The organism is Robbsia andropogonis, assembly GCF_034047095.1.
GTDB lineage: Bacteria > Pseudomonadota > Gammaproteobacteria > Burkholderiales > Burkholderiaceae > Robbsia > Robbsia andropogonis.
Window position 1 is genome coordinate 615384 of record NZ_CP139170.1, and the last position, 16573, is coordinate 631956.

At 52.9% G+C, this 16573-nt stretch carries 11 protein-coding genes; 3 read left to right on the forward strand and 8 right to left on the reverse strand.

Features of this window, described 5'->3' with window-relative positions:
* Window positions 1-211: 211 nt before the first annotated feature.
* The 7 genes from SJQ66_RS16315 to SJQ66_RS16345 form a co-directional block, all read right to left on the reverse strand.
* Window positions 212-1891, reverse strand: coding sequence for a GGDEF domain-containing protein (locus tag SJQ66_RS16315; protein WP_320535035.1), 1680 nt, complete (start codon window positions 1889-1891; stop codon window positions 212-214).
* A 370-nt stretch (window positions 1892-2261) separates the two neighbouring features.
* Window positions 2262-3935, reverse strand: coding sequence for a methyl-accepting chemotaxis protein (locus SJQ66_RS16320; protein WP_320535036.1), 1674 nt, complete (start codon window positions 3933-3935; stop codon window positions 2262-2264).
* Between the two features lie 1198 nt (window positions 3936-5133).
* Window positions 5134-5592 carry a hypothetical protein gene (locus SJQ66_RS16325; protein ID WP_320535037.1) on the reverse strand — a complete coding sequence of 153 codons (459 nt, stop codon included), beginning with the start codon at window positions 5590-5592 and terminating at the stop codon, window positions 5134-5136.
* A 350-nt stretch (window positions 5593-5942) separates the two neighbouring features.
* Window positions 5943-6824: an alpha/beta fold hydrolase gene (locus SJQ66_RS16330; protein WP_320535337.1), complete on the reverse strand. Its 882-nt coding sequence runs from the start codon at window positions 6822-6824 to the stop codon at window positions 5943-5945.
* A 429-nt stretch (window positions 6825-7253) separates the two neighbouring features.
* On the reverse strand, window positions 7254-10256 hold the full coding sequence (locus SJQ66_RS16335) for an ATP-binding protein (RefSeq protein WP_320535038.1): 3003 nt from the start codon (window positions 10254-10256) through the stop codon (window positions 7254-7256).
* A 6-nt stretch (window positions 10257-10262) separates the two neighbouring features.
* Window positions 10263-10685 carry a DoxX family protein gene (locus SJQ66_RS16340; protein ID WP_253465499.1) on the reverse strand — a complete coding sequence of 141 codons (423 nt, stop codon included), beginning with the start codon at window positions 10683-10685 and terminating at the stop codon, window positions 10263-10265.
* A 12-nt stretch (window positions 10686-10697) separates the two neighbouring features.
* Window positions 10698-11333 carry an HD domain-containing protein gene (locus SJQ66_RS16345; protein ID WP_320535039.1) on the reverse strand — a complete coding sequence of 212 codons (636 nt, stop codon included), beginning with the start codon at window positions 11331-11333 and terminating at the stop codon, window positions 10698-10700.
* A 279-nt stretch (window positions 11334-11612) separates the two neighbouring features.
* On the opposite strand from SJQ66_RS16345, the gene SJQ66_RS16350 reads away from it, so the two are divergent.
* Together SJQ66_RS16350 and SJQ66_RS16355 are read left to right on the forward strand one after the other, a co-directional pair.
* Window positions 11613-12188 (forward strand): putative antibiotic biosynthesis monooxygenase, encoded by a 576-nt coding sequence (locus SJQ66_RS16350; RefSeq protein WP_253465496.1) that lies wholly within the window; start codon window positions 11613-11615, stop codon window positions 12186-12188.
* 172 nt (window positions 12189-12360) lie between these two features.
* Complete coding sequence (locus SJQ66_RS16355) at window positions 12361-12612, forward strand: DUF1427 family protein (protein WP_024904779.1); 252 nt, start codon at window positions 12361-12363, stop codon at window positions 12610-12612.
* A 67-nt stretch (window positions 12613-12679) separates the two neighbouring features.
* Here the strand turns inward: SJQ66_RS16355 and SJQ66_RS16360 are convergent, their stop codons facing one another.
* A complete protein-coding gene (locus SJQ66_RS16360) occupies window positions 12680-15532 on the reverse strand; it encodes an ATP-binding protein (RefSeq protein WP_024904778.1) in 2853 nt (950 codons plus the stop codon).
* A 349-nt stretch (window positions 15533-15881) separates the two neighbouring features.
* Between SJQ66_RS16360 and SJQ66_RS16365 the strand changes: the two genes are divergently transcribed.
* On the forward strand, window positions 15882-16571 hold the full coding sequence (locus tag SJQ66_RS16365) for a hydrolase (RefSeq protein WP_046153216.1): 690 nt from the start codon (window positions 15882-15884) through the stop codon (window positions 16569-16571).
* The last annotated feature ends 2 nt before the right edge of the window (window positions 16572-16573 follow it).

Consider the following 16573-nt stretch of genomic DNA (forward strand, 5'->3'; position numbering starts at 1 on the left):
TGTTATAGCGGGGCGTTTTAAAAGTTGCACTTTCGACGGCATCATACTGCACCGTGGGTCCTTTCGACAGGCGCGGCGATGAACAAACGCTAAGTAGAAACAGGCGCGATCTGCGATACGTGTCCAGGTTAGGCATTTCTGGTAGCGCCATGACAATCAGCGTATGCGTCAAGCTTGACATTGCTTCACTAACGTGACACGGTCCTTCGCTTCAAACAACAGCAGTGTTGAACACTTTGATGCAATTCCGGCCGGCGCGTTTAGCATCGTACAAAGCGAGGTCAGCCCGTGAGAGCATTTCCGTTAAATTGTACTCGCCTCCTTCAGATATTCCGATGCTGGCTGCGACCCGAATAGGTGTGCCATCTTTGGCAGTGAACTCAAGCTTACGTAGCGCCGCTTGTATGCTTTCGGCAGTGCTTATGGCTGCGGGCAAATCTTGCGCCTGAATCAGTATCGCGAATTCCTCACCGCCGATTCGCGCTATTAACTCCCTCGGTCGCACCTTATTGCGCAGAACTTCAGCAACAGCCACGAGAACCCTATCGCCTGTAGGATGTCCATGGCAATCGTTAATCAACTTGAAATGATCCAAGTCGAGTAACATGAGAAACGCACACGCGCCCCTAAGTACTTTTAGCGATGCCTTACCTTCCGCTTCAAAGGCACGTCGGTTCATCAGGTGGGTAAGCGGATCAGTTTCCGCCTGTTGTTTGAACCGCTCCGTCAATTCTGCCCGTTCGCGTAAGCCAATTTCGACAGCATCCAGCGCTTTGAACAGCTCGTCCATTTCTTTTGGACCGGTTCGGTCCAAGCGACTCGATAACGGTTGTTCATTTACCAGTGCCACCAGCGACGCACTGACATCAAGCAATGGTTTCAGCACGCGCGTTCTGACGACCACGATGATCCAGTAAATCAACCCGACGATACATACGGTGCAAGCGAGTACACCGACAAATTGACGCGCCGCCTTGCGTTCACATATTTCGTATTTTTCCACCGTGTTTCGCAAATAATTGCTCCTCGATTTTTCTAATGGAGCGAGTGCGGCGGTGTAACGAAGGGTGAAGTCTCTCTCATCGAGAGAATAGGTTTTCCCTAACTGTCCTTCCGAGATAAGGTTGGCGACCAGGGGCAGACCATATCCTTCAAAGCTCTGACGAGCCAGGTCTTCTTCTGGGTTCCTTTCTAATTGCAACCGTTGCCACTGTAAGGCAATACGTTTTTGTATATCGTTTATGCGTTGAAGGTCTGATAATGGAATTTGCTTTCCCGATATAAGATACGGTACAACATAAGACCCTAGACGACCCGCCGAGTCCCGCAGGTCAGACAACGTTAGCGCATGCTGCACGGGGCCTAGCAAGGCTGGTTCCGAATGAACCAGATTTTTTGCGTGCCATTCGACAACTTCCTGAAAAGCGTCATACACGGAAAACATGGCTTCGATTCCTGCCTTTATATTTCTTGGGTCCACGACGGGACGTGTGGCAGCGTTATCCACTTGTCTTCTTGCTGTGCCGAGATACTGTTTAGCTTTGTCTAGAATTACAGGGGGGACAATTTCCCTATTCAGCTTTCCTAGCGCAGCATCAGTTTGAGAGCGAAATACTTGCAGCCTGCTTAAGGCCGAAGGTGAGGCAGGGCTACCCATGACGATATTGGATGGACCGCGCTCCGCCGAAATGTGATTGGAAGTTTCCAGTACCAAATAAAATTCGTGCAATAGGCGTGCATCATGCCGAGTCTGTCCAAGCGTTTTATAGAGATCAAGAAGACTCACGACGGCGACAGCGCTCGAAAGTGATATCGCAAGCAACGCCCCCAGCCATAACCGCCGACTGAGTCGACTTTTTGTAAATGAAAAAGGCGGCGGAGCGCTAGCCATGTTTACTCTAATAGGGGGAGGATTGCGATGTTCTAGCGTTATCGCATACGGATCACTGTCCCATTATTTGAGCCATCGCGGAAAGAGATCAAGGACATCGCAAAGAATGCTTCCAGCTACTGTTGCATTGTCGCGACGCAGCATAACGGTAAGCCGCGGGTTATCCCTTCTCGACGATGGTCGATGGGAGGTTAGAGCGTCATCGACGGCATTGTCACATGAGTGATGCGATGGGTAGGCTTGGCATATGAAATTCTGGTCCAGCTATTATGGCCATCGCTTTTGCAAGGCGGCGCTTAGCAAGTTCGCAAAAGTACGCTTCGCCAGCTCACGAATTCGTCATGGAGAGAGTCAAATCGAGCGTGGCCGATCATGCCGCTTTTCTAAACACCATGCCTTGGCGACTTGTATGACGGTAGTTATGCGAACTGGAATCTTCTGCTATCGAAGACTGGTGCCCGATGGTTGACGCGCTGGCATCAGCACCGACACGGAAGATTGCCACCGAATCACGCAGCGCTTGTGCCTGATCTGCCATGGCGCGGGCTGCAGCGGTTGCCTGTTCGACCAGCGCCGCGTTTTGCTGTGTGACTTCGTCCATTTGGCTTACTGCCACATTCACCTGTTCGATGCCGATAGTCTGCTCGCTGGACGCTGACGCTATCTCCCCCATGATGTCGGTTACGCGCTTCACGGAGCGTACTACCTCGCTCATGGTCTGTCCTGCGTTATGCACCAGTGCCTCGCCAGCAGTGACATGTTCAACGGACGTCCCTATCAGTTCAGTGATCTCCTTTGCCGCGGCCGCACTACGCTGTGCTAGCGTACGCACCTCTCCAGCCACTACAGCGAAGCCTCGTCCTTGTTCTCCGGCACGTGCCGCTTCGACAGCCGCATTGAGCGCGAGAATATTGGTTTGGAATGCAATTCCTTCAATAACGCTAATGATTTCGGCAACTTTCGACGAACTTGTGGCAATGTCCTGCATGGTCGTGACGACTCGGCCTACCACTTCGCCCCCTGTGGCGGCTGTCTCCGACGCGGTGTTGGCGAGTGTGCTGCCTTGGCGGGCGTTTTCGGTGTTCTGCCGAACGGTTGCAGTGATCTCTTCCATGCTGGCTGCCGTTTCTTCGAGGGAGGCTGCCTGCTCTTCGGTGCGTTGCGACAGGTCGACGTTGCCTTGCGAGATTTCTCCGGCCGCAACAGAGATGGATTCCGCAGACGTCTTGATACCCGACACAATATTGCTCAAATTTTTTCGCATCGCTTCGAGCGCAGCCATCAGGCTCGTGTTGTCATCTGCTGCCACGTGCACCTTCTGGGTGAGATTGCCTTGGGCGATTTGCTGTGCCATTTGTTGGGCTTGTGCTGGCTCTCCCCCCAGTTGCTTCAGAATGCTGCGGGTAATAAGAATGGCCAGGAACCCACCCAAAATGAGCGAAAACCCGACGATTGCCCATGTGGTAATTTGGATCATATGATAAGTGACATTTGCTTCTTCGGTTGCTTGTGCATTGAGTTGATCCTCAAAGTCTGCTAGCTCATTCAGGTGCGAAAGCCAAGCAGCTTGCTTTGGTCGCGCTTCTTGCAGCAAGACTTTAATCGCTTCTGCGGGATTGTTCGCCAAGCCTAAGCCAATAGCCTTGTCCATCAAAGGCACGGCAGCGGCATTGTCTTCCTTGATTTGGGCGTAAAGCGACCTTTCACGGTCTGTCGTACCGGCTTCCGTTGCAAACATTTTGCCCAGCGCTTCTTCCGCGTTCGCATAAACTTTCTTTTGCCGCTCCACGCGTTTGGACTCCTGTGCGAGACCAGCCGGGTCCGTCAGTAGTGCGATGTTGCGAATGGCGATGGCTCGGTCCGCAACGGATGATTTCATGTCTTTGGCATATTTTGATTCGTCGTTGTTCACGCGGGCTATGCTGTCGAGCCTGCTATGAATCGAAGATAGGCCGTAGAACCCTGCAAGCGCGACCGTGACTAGTAGGAACAGAACGCTTCCGAAGCCTATTGCTAAGCGGGTTGATACTTTTGAATTGTTCATCGTATTTTTTAAATGACGTTAGCGATGCAACGACGCACAGACAAAACGGCGCCCCTTTTACTGCTATGGCAGTAATCAAGTTCGTGCGCGAAGATTGAACTGGATACTGTCCGAGACCGAGTCAGTCCCTTCCGCTTGGCTAACGGCCGCAGCCGAGCAGACTTGAGGGAAATTTACCATTTTTATCGTTTTAAAAAGGAATTATTAGATATATATGATTTAGTTCGTAATTTAGGATAATATAGATGCATTTTACGCGGAGATAATTAATTCAAATTCTTGATCACAAATATGGAGTGCCATTTTTATCATTTATTTCATGTCGAACGATGTGTGGGAGCATCTCATGAGGACAACCCTACGGTAACTTACACGGCGTTTTGCGTAGACCCGTAATTGCACTCGTGTGATATTCAATCGACGACGGAGTACGTCGACAGTCATCGTGAGGATGGTGCTGCAGGGCGGCATATAGTGCTGATATGAGTGCGCCGCAGTATCGAATCGCAACGTACATGAATGGCCCCACGAGGCTTGCCATGGTCGTTTCAGTTGGTTTCCCGCTGAACCCGATACTTCTCGAAGCCTAACGCTGCCAAGCGTTGCTTTTATGACCTGTCGGTAATAGCGGTCGATGTATGTCTTCAATCCTGCGTGAAAAGCCTTTGCCAAGCCTGTTCAAGGCAAGGATTTCTTGCCCGCTTTGCTGGCAAGATAATCTGCAAAGCCTTCGCATTTCAAACATGACGTCGGACTTGTTCGCTATGCCTCTAAAGTGGCATCTGACTCTTGTGAGTCGGTACACATTACGACTTCTCACAACTGCCACAAACAACCTGCGAATAAAGACGGGAATTGGCGAAATTACGGAACGACCGCACGTTTCGATCATATGTAAGGTAACTATTTCGGAAAAACCTTGGTGTATCGAATCGTACTATTTCGTAGGAGATGTTGCGTACGACGTAAAGTGTTGCCAGCTGCCGCAACGAACTTCAGTTTTGGTACGATATCGAAACGATAACTTGAAATTGTTTGTTATACTAAAGAAATAGAAGTCCGCGTGATGTTCCTTGGTTTGCAAAAAAAACACGGTGGGTTCACTGGGTCACCGCAACAGCCTCGCGTAGTTTATCGGCCGGAGACATGAAGCCCAAGGTCTTTCTCGGCCGTTCATTAAGGCGCGCTGCGATTTTGTTCAGTTGCGCCTGCGAATAGAGAAGCGCGAATGACGCATCTTGCGCTGGGTCCGCAAATGATACTGCAGCTCTTTCTTTAAAACACCGCGCGCCTGCACAAACAGGCTGCGATAGATTGTTTCGTGTGACACGCGCATCGACTCGTCATCGGTATATCGGCGCTTAAGCCAGCTGCTTACTTGTTCCGGAGACCATTCGCAAGAGAGCTTACGTTCGATAGCGTAGCGCAAGCGCAGGCTGCGCTCCAGCAGGCAATCTTTGGGACGCAGGCTAACTTTTCGTTTGACGCGCGCACCGGTTCGCCTCGCCCTTGTCTCTGGACCAGAAGGCAAGGCACAACGACCGTGCGCGGCAGGCCTTTGGGCGGCCTGGTGCGTCATGAGAGCGTAGGAACCGGTGGATTCTGTTCCGCAAACGTTTGCGGATTCGATAATGTGGCGGAAGACGGTGCGCGTCAATCTAGGGACAACCGCAGCATCGCCCGGCGGCCTGCATTCCAAGGGATAGGATCGTCGCCGAGACCTGTGGGAACGTCATGCGCCCGTCAAGGTGGACGGTAGTACGCGCGAACGCCGCGTGGCGACCGCTTCCTCGCCCGCATTTACCGCATTAAAGGTGTTGCGACCGGCTGAATCCGCCCAGTACGCAAACTGACGCTATCGTGCGTTAGTGGGTCAATACCGCATTGCGATTACGAGGCTATGCAAAAAGCAACGTGAGTTTCGGTATGTGTAACGAGGCAAGGCAACCTATCCATTCGCTCCGCATCAAGCGATACCGATAAAGAGGAGACAGTTCACGTCGTGCTTTAACTTTGAACGAACGCAAGCAGGTCAGCGTTCAAAACGTCCGCATGCACAGTCAGCATACCGTGCGGGTAGCCTGGGTAGACCTTGAGCGTACCATCTTTCAGCAGTTTGATTGACTTCAACGCAGCGTCGCCGATAGGAACGATCTGATCATCGTCCCCGTGCATGACCAGAGTCGGAACGGTAATCGCTTCGAGGTCCGCAGTTTGATCCGTTTCTGAAAATGCCTTGATCCCTTCGTAATGAGCCTTTGCGCTTCCATTCATGCCTTGGCGCCACCAGTTCAAAATCACACCTTGGCTGACCTTTGCGTCAGGGCGGTTGAATCCGTAGAACGGGCCGCTCGGAACATCCATAAAGAACTGCGCGCGATTATCGGCTAACGCCTTGCGGAAACCATCGAATACCTCGATGGGTAACCCGTCCGGGTTGCCTGGTGTCTTGAGCATAAGGGGAGGTACCGCGCTTACAAGTACAGCTTTTGCGACACGTCCGGACGGCTGAACGTGCTTTGCAACGTAGCGGGCGACTTCACCACCGCCTGTGGAGTGTCCGATGTGAACAGCGTTGTGCAAATTTAATGCCTCCGCCACGGCTGCGGCATCGGACGCATAGTGATCCATATCGTGTCCTTCGGATACTTGTGCTGAACGTCCATGTCCGCGCCGATCGTGCGCAACGACCCGATAACCTTTGTTCACAAAGAAAAGCATTTGCGCGTCCCAGTCATCGGAGGACAGCGGCCAGCCGTGATGGAATACAATTGGTTGCGCTAATTTCGGGCCCCAGTCCTTGTAGAAAATCAACGTTCCATCTTTCGTCACCACGAAATTTTCATCGCGCCGATGGCCACCTGCTGACGCCGCTGCTCCTCCACTCATATTTGGCGCGGCTACAGCGCTAGATGAGGGGCCAACGGCGGCTGCAAATCCGACCAGACCGACGCCGGTCGATAATAGTTTGCGACGCGATGTGTTTGTGTTCAGCGAAATGGTAGCTGGTGTCATTTTCTACTCCGTTTTTTGGGCGACACACAGGGCGTCGAGCAAAAAAACTTGCGTGGTGGTTAGGTTGGTGCGCGATCTGCACTGCATAGGTCGGCGCACCAAGCATAGCGAGTTGGCGTGAGAAAAGTCCTTATCGAGAGATTAAAAGTTCTGAAATCTGCAGCCACGTTTCATTGCCGCTCAGACGTTGCGCTTGAGTCAAGGAACATGGTGGATGACCGCTGCAACCGTTCAACGACAATACGCTCCGTGTTCAATTCAGCAAGCAGCATCGCTGTTAAGCGCGTAGTATGATCAACGCCATTACTGCGTCGCTACGGTAGACACACTCGCATAGACAGCGGTGTTGCGTCGTCGTCGATGGTCGATCTTCTGTACGGCGTTCATCGCATGCTTGGCGCGGTCATAGAAGTAAGTCGCACCCTGCTGTCGGGCGACCTCCTGCGCACGGATCAGACAAGCATGCTGGTCGACGGTTGGGGTAGGCGGCATGCCAGTGTCATTCAGCTCGCTCGAGATTTGCGCAAGCAGACACCACAAAGCGCTGCTATACCAAAGATCGCCAGTTTGTTCGGCATCTGACAATAGAGCATGGACGATATTCAACGCTTTCTGATGAAAGCCGGCGCGGCTTACAGACTGGGCATAGATAGCCTGGAGCATGGTGCGGTGGGCAAGAAACCCGGTCGCTTCCAGTCTGGCGAATGCTGTTTCGTATGCCGCAAGCATCGTCGAAGAGGGGAAACGTGTCTGCATAAGATCAATCAACGCTTCAAAGCAGCGGCTCGACGCGTCCCATATTTCAAAGCCGGAGTGCGTGGCTAATTCGCTTAATTGCCGGTTGAAGCGTGTTGCTTTTTCGGTGTTGCCTGACATCAGCGAAATAGGAATATGAGCCTCAACGAGCACATAGGCAAGCGACATCTCGTGATGTAAATCATGTCCTCGTTGTAACGCGGTTTGCGCGACTCGCCACGCCTCGTCATCGTTCCCGCGCAACCATAGCACCCGCGAGAGCGTCGCACGGGCCACCACGCTATGATCGATCGAGAATCCGAGCAACGATAACTGATGGCGCGTATGTGCATACCGCGTGAGCATTGCTGTCAGATATTTTTGAGACTGGATCTGATTGCCTGCAAAGTGGTGGGCAATTCCTATCAAGCGTTGACTTAATACCTGGTTCGTTTCGACGTTCTCGCGCTTTGCAAGCAATTCGAAATCAAGAGCATGACGTAATGCAGACCGCGCGTTGCCGCCATATTGCGCGGCATTCCACATGCCCCAGATAGCGCGCGCGGCAAAGTCGCCCAGTTTCAAACGCTGCGCGTCCGCACTTGCTTCGGACCAAAGCGATTTGGTCTGCGATGTTGGTCCGCTGGTATAAACCAAGCCAGCGGCGTAAGCCGTCGTCAACGAGAGATGTAGCGGCGACAATACAGAGGCGTCGTTTTCACATGACCGCAACAGCTGGCGACCGCGTGCAGCCCAATCGCAGCACTCGCGGACCATTGACTTTTCGAAGAACCAATAGCTTGCGGCAGCTGCTAAGGGCACGGCGATCGACACATCACCATCGTCCGAGAATGCCCACGTCAATGCGAGCTTGATGCCGTGTGCGTCGATCATCTCAGCGTTCGCTGTAGCGACGCTGTCGTTGCTTTGTAACGCTAGGGAGTCATCGAAACGCGGGATCTTGCCCGTGTGGTCTAGGGGAAACAGTGTGCCAAGGACATCATGTAAGAATGTCGCGTATCGGAAAGATAATTGACGTGATTCACCGTGGTCATTCAATTTTTGCGAGGCATAAGCTCGTGTGCTTTCAAGTAGTCGATAGCGCACGTCGTGCGCGAAGCGCGTGACATTGACCAACGATTTGCTAACCAGCCCGGCCAGTGATGTATCACATCGGGTTGGTGATAAGCCTTGATCGCTGCATACCGCGCGCATCGCGTTGATCGAGAATCCGTTGGGAAATAGGCTCAGGCGGCGAAGTAGCAACTGCTCGGAATCCGTCAGCAACTCGTAACTCCAGTCTAGCGTTGCACGTAAAGTCTGATGACGTGGCAAAGCCGTTCTGTACCCGCCGGTCAATATACGAAATCGATCGTCGAGGTGCGCACTTACCGTCTGAATGCCTAATACAGTTGCGCGGATCGCAGCCAATTCGATTGCCAGCGGCATCCCATCCAGGCGCCGGCAGATGTTTGCAATGAGTTGCATGCTGGTCGAGTCGTATTCGAAGTCAAGATTCGACGGTCGTGCACGTTTTATGAATAACGCCACCGCACTACATGCCAGTGCATCCTCCCACGAATCATCGCCGCTGGGCACCGCAAGCGGCGGCAAAGTGTACAGCGTCTCGCCGTCGATGTTTAAAGGTTCTCGGCTGGTTGCAAGGATGCGGACGCTTGCGCAATGGCGTGATATCGCCTGAGCCAGCGTCGCCGCTCCGACAAGTACGTGTTCGCAGTTATCAAAAACGAACAGCGATTGACGTCGTCGAAACGGCGCGATCATTTTTTCGATTTGGCGTGAACCGACGAACGCTGGCGCTCGCGTTGCTTTTGCGAATTCGTCGAAGACGCCTTGATCGTTCGCCACACTGGCGAAATCAAGAAAAAAAACATCGTCTCTAAATTGTTGCAAACTTCCATTGGCTACCGAGATAGCAACGCGCGTTTTCCCCATCCCGCCGGCTCCGCTGATGGTAACGAGGCGTTGCGACGCGAGCATCTGGGCCACGTCCATACATACCTGATCGCGCCCGATCAAAGGCGAAGACCATACGGGAAGATTGTGTCGACCCTGGGGTGTCTCATCGACGGCGTGTTGCTCTGCATCGAATGGCAGGCGAAGCGTTGCTTCATCGGCGGCTCGACCTTCGGAATTTGTCAGCTTGCAAGGCCGTGCGACATTGGTGGATGCCTTTACGGCCGGGGTAGATTCCGGCGCAACTTGGGCACCGACGATCCTGTATCCGCGACCCGGCGTTGTTTGAATCAGATGTTTGTCGTCACCCAATAGTTTCCTGAGTGACGAAATGTGGACTTGCAGATTATTTTCTTCGACGATCGTGTTGGGCCATACGGTGCTGAGGATGACTTCCTTCGCCACCATTTCGCCTTTAGCACGCAGAAGTACTGCTAATACGTCAAAAGCACGACTTCCGATACAAACGATTTCGCCATTGAGCAGAATCTCCCTGGATGAAAGTGAGATATGCAGTTTACCGAGTTGTATCATGGCAATGGTCGAATGTCGACGCTGCAATAAAAGCACACTTTCACCATCGAAAGCGTGCATCTCGTGCTATCGCCCCGATTGTCGTTTAATGACTGCCTTGCTGAGCGCATATTTTCCCGGTCCCGCAATCGCGACGGTTGCAAAAATGATCAACAGCATCCAGGCGAATTGACCCTCGGCGAGCGACCAATCCGGATGGACGATCGCGACTGCCATTACAATAATGATGAGGATGGGAAGGGCCGCTAGCCGTGTTGCGATTCCGACGATCATCAGGATAGGGCATATTACTTCGGCAAAAATTGCGAAGTCTAGCGAAAACCACCTGCCAATTTTCAGTGGGTCTTCGATCAGTTGTAGTTGTGACGTGTAGTTGATGATTTTTGGCCAGCCATGCACTGCGAGCAACAATATACTCGCACTCGTTCTCAAGAACAGCAGCCCGAGATCGACGTTAAACCAAGTAAGCAGTTTCTGTAAATTAGGCACGGCATTCGTCGATTACCTAGGGTAAGACCACGGCGATCCCAGGATGCGTCCGCAGAGATTGGGGCGGCGATACTTCGCATCGGCTCGTTCGAGTAAGTCAACATATGGCGTTCGAAAGACACTATCTCTTCGGCGGATCAACGCGGTGCCGTAGATCTCGACAAGAAGCTTGGAGAAATTGTCTTCGCGTGGAAAGTCGTGAATAATCTGTTGACGGGAAGCCTCCGGAATTTCCTCGAAATGCCAGCCGTATAAGTCCGCTTCCACACCTATCTGCAGAGCCAGAGCAAGGTGAGATTTATATTCGGGAATTTCGGGAGACGTATGCAATGCGACCGCGTCCCATGCCTGTGCCGCAAGTGCCGGCTCAAGCTTGAATTGTTCCAATAGTGCTTTCGTAACGTTGGCACTATCGATTTCAAATCTCGCATTGGACGTGACCTGATCATCGACAAGTCCGATATGATGCAGCATTGCACAGACAAAAAGCATGTCGCTATCGAATCGCAGACTTCTTTTTTTTCCGACGACAGAGCCAAAAGCGAAAACGCGTAGCGCGTGGTTAAACAGCAGGGCAGACGCAACGTTCTCCAGCTTGGCATACGCAGCGATCGCCAGCTCACTCTTGGGTAACGTCACGTTTGGCATGTGACTCATCGGAACTGTCTCCTATATAACGGCGCGCTACGGCACGACGTACCGAATGCTTCGCGGCTGTCCGGGAAGCAGTCTGAAGTTGACAATAACGCAACCTGTGTGACCAAGTCCTTGGTGCGACTATTAATTTTCCTTAAAAAGATGAATTCTGCCGATAGTGCGCGGATTTCACGACAGAGGCGGTTCCTCGGCATGGACAGCTCTTGGCGCTTCCGTATACTGCCTTTAGCTTCCAATATTCTCAAAGCGGATTCACTTCAATGAGGTCCAATGAATTCACCGTCGAAACGTGATATCAATCTCGACGCCATCGTTACGACGATCATTTCGCACGAAGTACTTGCCGGTGCGGAGTCGCAATATGAGGCCTGGCTGGTGGACGCCAGGAATGCGTGTCGCCAATTCAAAGGATATCTCTCCACCGATGTGATAAAGCCCATTCCAGGGATGCGTAATTACACGGTGATCATTCGCTTTGCCAGCTTTGACGAGTTGTCTGCTTGGATCGATTCTGATGAACGCAGTCATCTCATGACAAGAATGTCACCGTTTCTGCCGAAAGGCGACAAGCATGAAACACGTACAGGCCTGGAGTTCTGGTTTCAAGCAGCGGCCTCGCAGGTCAAGCACCCAAAACCATGGAAGCAATTTTTAGTGACGTGGTCTGCGATTTTCCCTTTGACGGTGCTTGTGCCGTTGCTGCTTCATCCAATCTTCGCCACGAATGCTTTGCTTGGCACAAATCTGATTAGCAAGGGCCTGGTAGCGGCCGTGATCGTATTTATGATGGTGTACGTTGTCATGCCGCGCTATACCAAACTTCTCGCACGTTGGTTGTACGCGTGAAACCTTGCTCTTTGCACGGGCAGGGCACACGCTTTCATAAGAATTAAGTCTGGCCCAAGGACGCGCGCAAATCAGAGCATTAGAGTGATGAGGCGATGTTGCTGCGTTCATCTAAGTGTCCTGCACGATGATCATGTGGAGCATCGCCAGTTCGTCACTTTTGGAGTTAGTCATGTCCTACCTTTTATCGCTGCTTGCCGGAATCGGCGTCGGGTTACTCTATTGGGCTTTCAGGATTCAGTCGCCCGCTCCGCCGCTCGTCGCTTTAACCGGTCTACTCGGCATGGTCATTGGCGAGCATGCAGTGCCCATTGTAAAAACGCATTTTGCTGCCTCTTCGCTTGCACAAGCGCCCGATAGACATCCGATTCATTTGCTTTCAAAAGAGAAATTTCGGAAAACGCCGACCAGCACTGAAGTCTGATCAGGTCTTAATGCCGAATGAATTGTTGGTGCACGGTAGATCGAGATAGGTTGGATCACGCCACTGATCAAGCGGTAAGCGTTTCGACCGCGTTTAACAAAGAGAATAGGACGCGCACATCGCGCGCGTTGCAATCGGGGCTAATGCGCGTTGCGAGCCCTGCGAGCGCCGATTTCGCTTCCGCGGCACGGTTCTGTTTCATCCAAAATCGGGCCTGTGCAATGGTCGTGCGTACTTCCCACATCGTCGCTCCTTGCTCGCTGGCCATTTTGAGAGATTGGCGATAACAGGCCTCCGCATGCGCTAGCTTGTCGCGACGAGATTCATTGTCGTGTTGGTTTGGCATTTCTCTCGCTTCGGCGTAAGCCGCAAGACCGAGTGCGCGCCACACTTCGGGTAGGAAAAACAAGGCGCCATTTTCCTCGTCAAAATGCAAGATATCTGTCAGAGCTGCTTTCGCTTCGACGATGCGACCGGCCGCTATCTGGGCCTCGGCACATGCCACTATCAACGGGGTTGTCAATCGTCGAAAACCGGCAGCGGCTAATGCAGCGAGAGAAGCTTCCAGCGTGGCCAGACCGCCTGCTTTGTCGCCTTCAATGATGGCAAGATAGCCAGCCAGACACTCGCCATAGTCGTGCCAGATCGTAAATCGGTGTAGCGTCGTTTGAGAGCGCATAATCGAAAGGTAACGCCGACAACGCTGATAGTCTCCTGATAGTAAAGCGAGCGGGGCCGCAACGACTGCTAAAACATGGGTCAACCACGGCTCCATCGTCGCAGGGTCGATGACGTCGACGGCTTTATCCGCGTAAGCCATCGCACCGGTCGAATCTCCTTCAAGCCACAAAATCCGCGCCAGACCGCTGTAAGTGATCGCAAGCGGTGCGACGGCGAAGCCTTGGATGTCGATCACTTGCTTCGGGTATGAGGCAAATATCTCCAGCGTGGCATTCAGTGTATCGCGCGCCTCGGCATGCTTACCTAGGCAGTGCTGTGAAGTAGCCGCTAGCTGCTGGGCGAGCGTGCATTGCCATGATGTACCGCGACACCCGGCGAAGGCGTGAAAGCGCGATGACCAGTTAAGGGCCTCGTACACATGACCACTGGACATCGCTGTATTCCAGAGCCCCCAGTATGCGCGGGCCTCGAATTCGTCGCTGCCACATTCCTTAGAGAGTGCCAACACGCGATGCCAGAGTTCTGAGGCACGACTTATCGGCCCGTCCAAATTTGGCATTACGGATGCGAGCGCTGATCGAATGCGTATTTCGTCGATGCAGTCGACCGTGCCGGGTGGAAGCGGATCGATTGCATTGACAGCAAGACTGGCACGACGGGCGCATTCGTCGAGCCGACACTGTCGTATCAGAATAAAAACGAGATTCGCCGTGAGTTTGATACCGAGACGCGGGTCACCCGTCGCCGAAAATGCCCAATCAACGGCATGACGTGTATCGTCCAGCGCATGCTGCAACTCGGAATGCACATCGGCAAGGTGTTCGGTTAGCGGGCGCAGACGCGAAAGCTGATAGTGTGCATTGCGTGTGGCAATGCGTTGCGTTTCGCCTTCTGCATCAAGCTTTTCAGCGGCATAAGCACGTGTGGATTCAGGAAGACGGTACTGTGCGACTGCACTATCAACTTCCATCACCATCATCGATTTATTGACGAGCTCGGCGATGCCATCGATGACCTGATTGATCGAAAGATCGGCATCGCAAGTGACATGACAGATGGCTTCCAAAGAAAACATGCCGCTGAACACGGCCAGTCGCCGGAATAGTCGCCTGGACGGTGGATCAAGCAGATCGAAGCTCCAATCGAAAGTGGCACGTAGCGTCTGATGACGCGGCAGCGCCGTACGAAAGCCGCCGGTTAGTACGGCCAAGCGGTTGTCGAGCCGCTGGCAAATCCCGTCGATGCCGAGCGTTGCAGCCCGCGCGGCAGCTAACTCGATCGCGAGCGGAATGCCATCCAGCCGCCGACAGATCTCGCCAATGGCGTGGAGGCTGCTACGAGAATGTTCGAAGTTGTTTGCGACCAAATTCGAACGCATCAAGAATAACGCCACGGCGTCTGATGCGAAGACATCGGAGTCAGTGCAGGTCGACGACGGCACGCTTAGTGCCTCGACACGATACACGCACTCGCTACTGATCCGAAGCGGCTCCCTGCTGGTGACGATGATATGCAATTGGCGGTTCTCGGCGATTACGGCTTCGACGAATTCGGCAACGTGATCGGCAATATGTTCAGCGTTGTCCAGCAGCAATAAGCAGCGCTGCACGCCAAGAGCCGCAGCTACTTCGGAGAGGCTTGGAGCCGGTGAGTCGATGCACAGACCGCAGTCTTCGATCATCGTCGCCAGCATGCTTTCGCGCGTCTGTGCCGACGCGAGTTCGACGAAGTATAGATCGCCATGAAAATCCGCAATCGTTTCGTGCACGACTTCGATCGCCAAACTTGTTTTTCCTATCCCGCCTGCGCCCGTCAATGTGATCACATCGTGTTGCTTTAGCAGCATGCGGAGGTCTTGCGTAGACGCCGTTCGTCCGACCAGTTGGGATCTGGCGGGAAGCAGTCGGCGACGCCGAGCGGATACTTTGAGAGCGGGGGCGGCTTGCTTCTGCGGCAGCACGCGAAGTTGGTATCCTCGTCCGGGAATCGTGACAATCAAATCACGTTCTTGTCCAAGCGCCTTCCTGACCGCCGTCAGATGAACTTGAAGATTGTTTTCCTCGACTACCGTGTTAGGCCAGACAGCCTCCATCAGTTGATTTTTTGTGACCAGCTCACCTACTGATTCGGCCAATATCGCCAAAATTTCGAAGGCGCGCGAACCTAAGGGCACGACCTCGTGATCGCGACGCAAGACACGCATCGCGAGATCCACTTGAAAGCGACCTAAATCAACCATGTCATATTTGGCGCAGGAGTATCACGTGCAGATACGCGATGCCTCGCGAATGCATACAGCTGGCATGACGATCCGACACGATATGAAATTGAAAGATCCGCACCGACGATAGCGCTATAAACGTGTTTTGTCTTGTCGATTACTGCCTCTTTCCTCAAAAACTGAACCTTGCGGAGAGCGACGATCGTTCGTTCCTCGCACCAAGAGGCATGATGAATTTTAAGAATGATTAACGTCCTACCCAAGGACGATGTATTCGCATGTGCCTAAACTAGCGATCAGCTTCGCCGGCAAGTTTCAGCTTGCCATTATCTTCCGACACCTATTCATTGCCAGGAAATCGCTCGCCATGTCCAATCCAAAGCTCGAAGTATTGACTCCGGCCAATTCGCAACTGATCTTCATCGATCAGCAACCGCAAATGGCTTTCGGTGTTCAGTCGCTCGACCGACAGGTTCTGAAGAACAATGTGGTCGGTCTGGCAAAAGCTGCCAAAGCCTTCGATATCCCGACGACGATCACGACGGTCGAGTCGGAGAGTTTTTCGGGTTTTACGTTCCCTGAATTGTTGGACGTTTTCCCGGATCACAAAATTCTTGAGCGTACTTCGATGAACTCCTGGGATGATCAGAAGGTGCGCGATGCCTTGGCAAAGAACGGGCGCAAGAAGGTTGTCGTCTCCGGGTTATGGACGGAGGTTTGTAACACCACGTTTGCGCTTTGCGCAATGCTGGAAGGCGATTACGAGATCTATATGGTTGCCGATGCTTCGGGCGGCACGTCGAAGGACGCGCACGACTACGCGATGCAACGGATGGTGCAAGCCGGTGTTGTGCCAGTGACATGGCAGCAGGTGATGTTGGAATGGCAGCGCGATTGGGCGCACAAGGGTACTTATAACGACGTCATGGCTGTCGCGAAAGATCACTCGGGCGCCTACGGGATGGGCGTCGACTACGCCTATACGATGGTGCATAAATCGGCGCAGCGTACCGCTGTTCAGCACGATGTACTGGCACCAGTGTCGGCAACGAAATAACG

Bases quoted from the DNA above. Each gene is read 5' to 3' on its own strand.
- SJQ66_RS16330 (WP_320535337.1), bottom strand. From the start codon at position 6,824: ATGAGTGGAGGAGCAGCGGCGTCAGCAGGTGGCCATCGGCGCGATGAA.
- SJQ66_RS16315 (WP_320535035.1), bottom strand. From the start codon at position 1,891: ATGGCTAGCGCTCCGCCGCCTTTTTCATTTACAAAAAGTCGACTCAGT.
- SJQ66_RS16335 (WP_320535038.1), bottom strand. From the start codon at position 10,256: ATGCACGCTTTCGATGGTGAAAGTGTGCTTTTATTGCAGCGTCGACAT.
- SJQ66_RS16320 (WP_320535036.1), bottom strand. From the start codon at position 3,935: ATGAACAATTCAAAAGTATCAACCCGCTTAGCAATAGGCTTCGGAAGC.
- SJQ66_RS16355 (WP_024904779.1), top strand. From the start codon at position 12,361: ATGTCCTACCTTTTATCGCTGCTTGCCGGAATCGGCGTCGGGTTACTC.
- SJQ66_RS16345 (WP_320535039.1), bottom strand. From the start codon at position 11,333: ATGCCAAACGTGACGTTACCCAAGAGTGAGCTGGCGATCGCTGCGTAT.
- SJQ66_RS16360 (WP_024904778.1), bottom strand. From the start codon at position 15,532: ATGGTTGATTTAGGTCGCTTTCAAGTGGATCTCGCGATGCGTGTCTTG.
- SJQ66_RS16365 (WP_046153216.1), top strand. From the start codon at position 15,882: ATGTCCAATCCAAAGCTCGAAGTATTGACTCCGGCCAATTCGCAACTG.
- SJQ66_RS16350 (WP_253465496.1), top strand. From the start codon at position 11,613: ATGAATTCACCGTCGAAACGTGATATCAATCTCGACGCCATCGTTACG.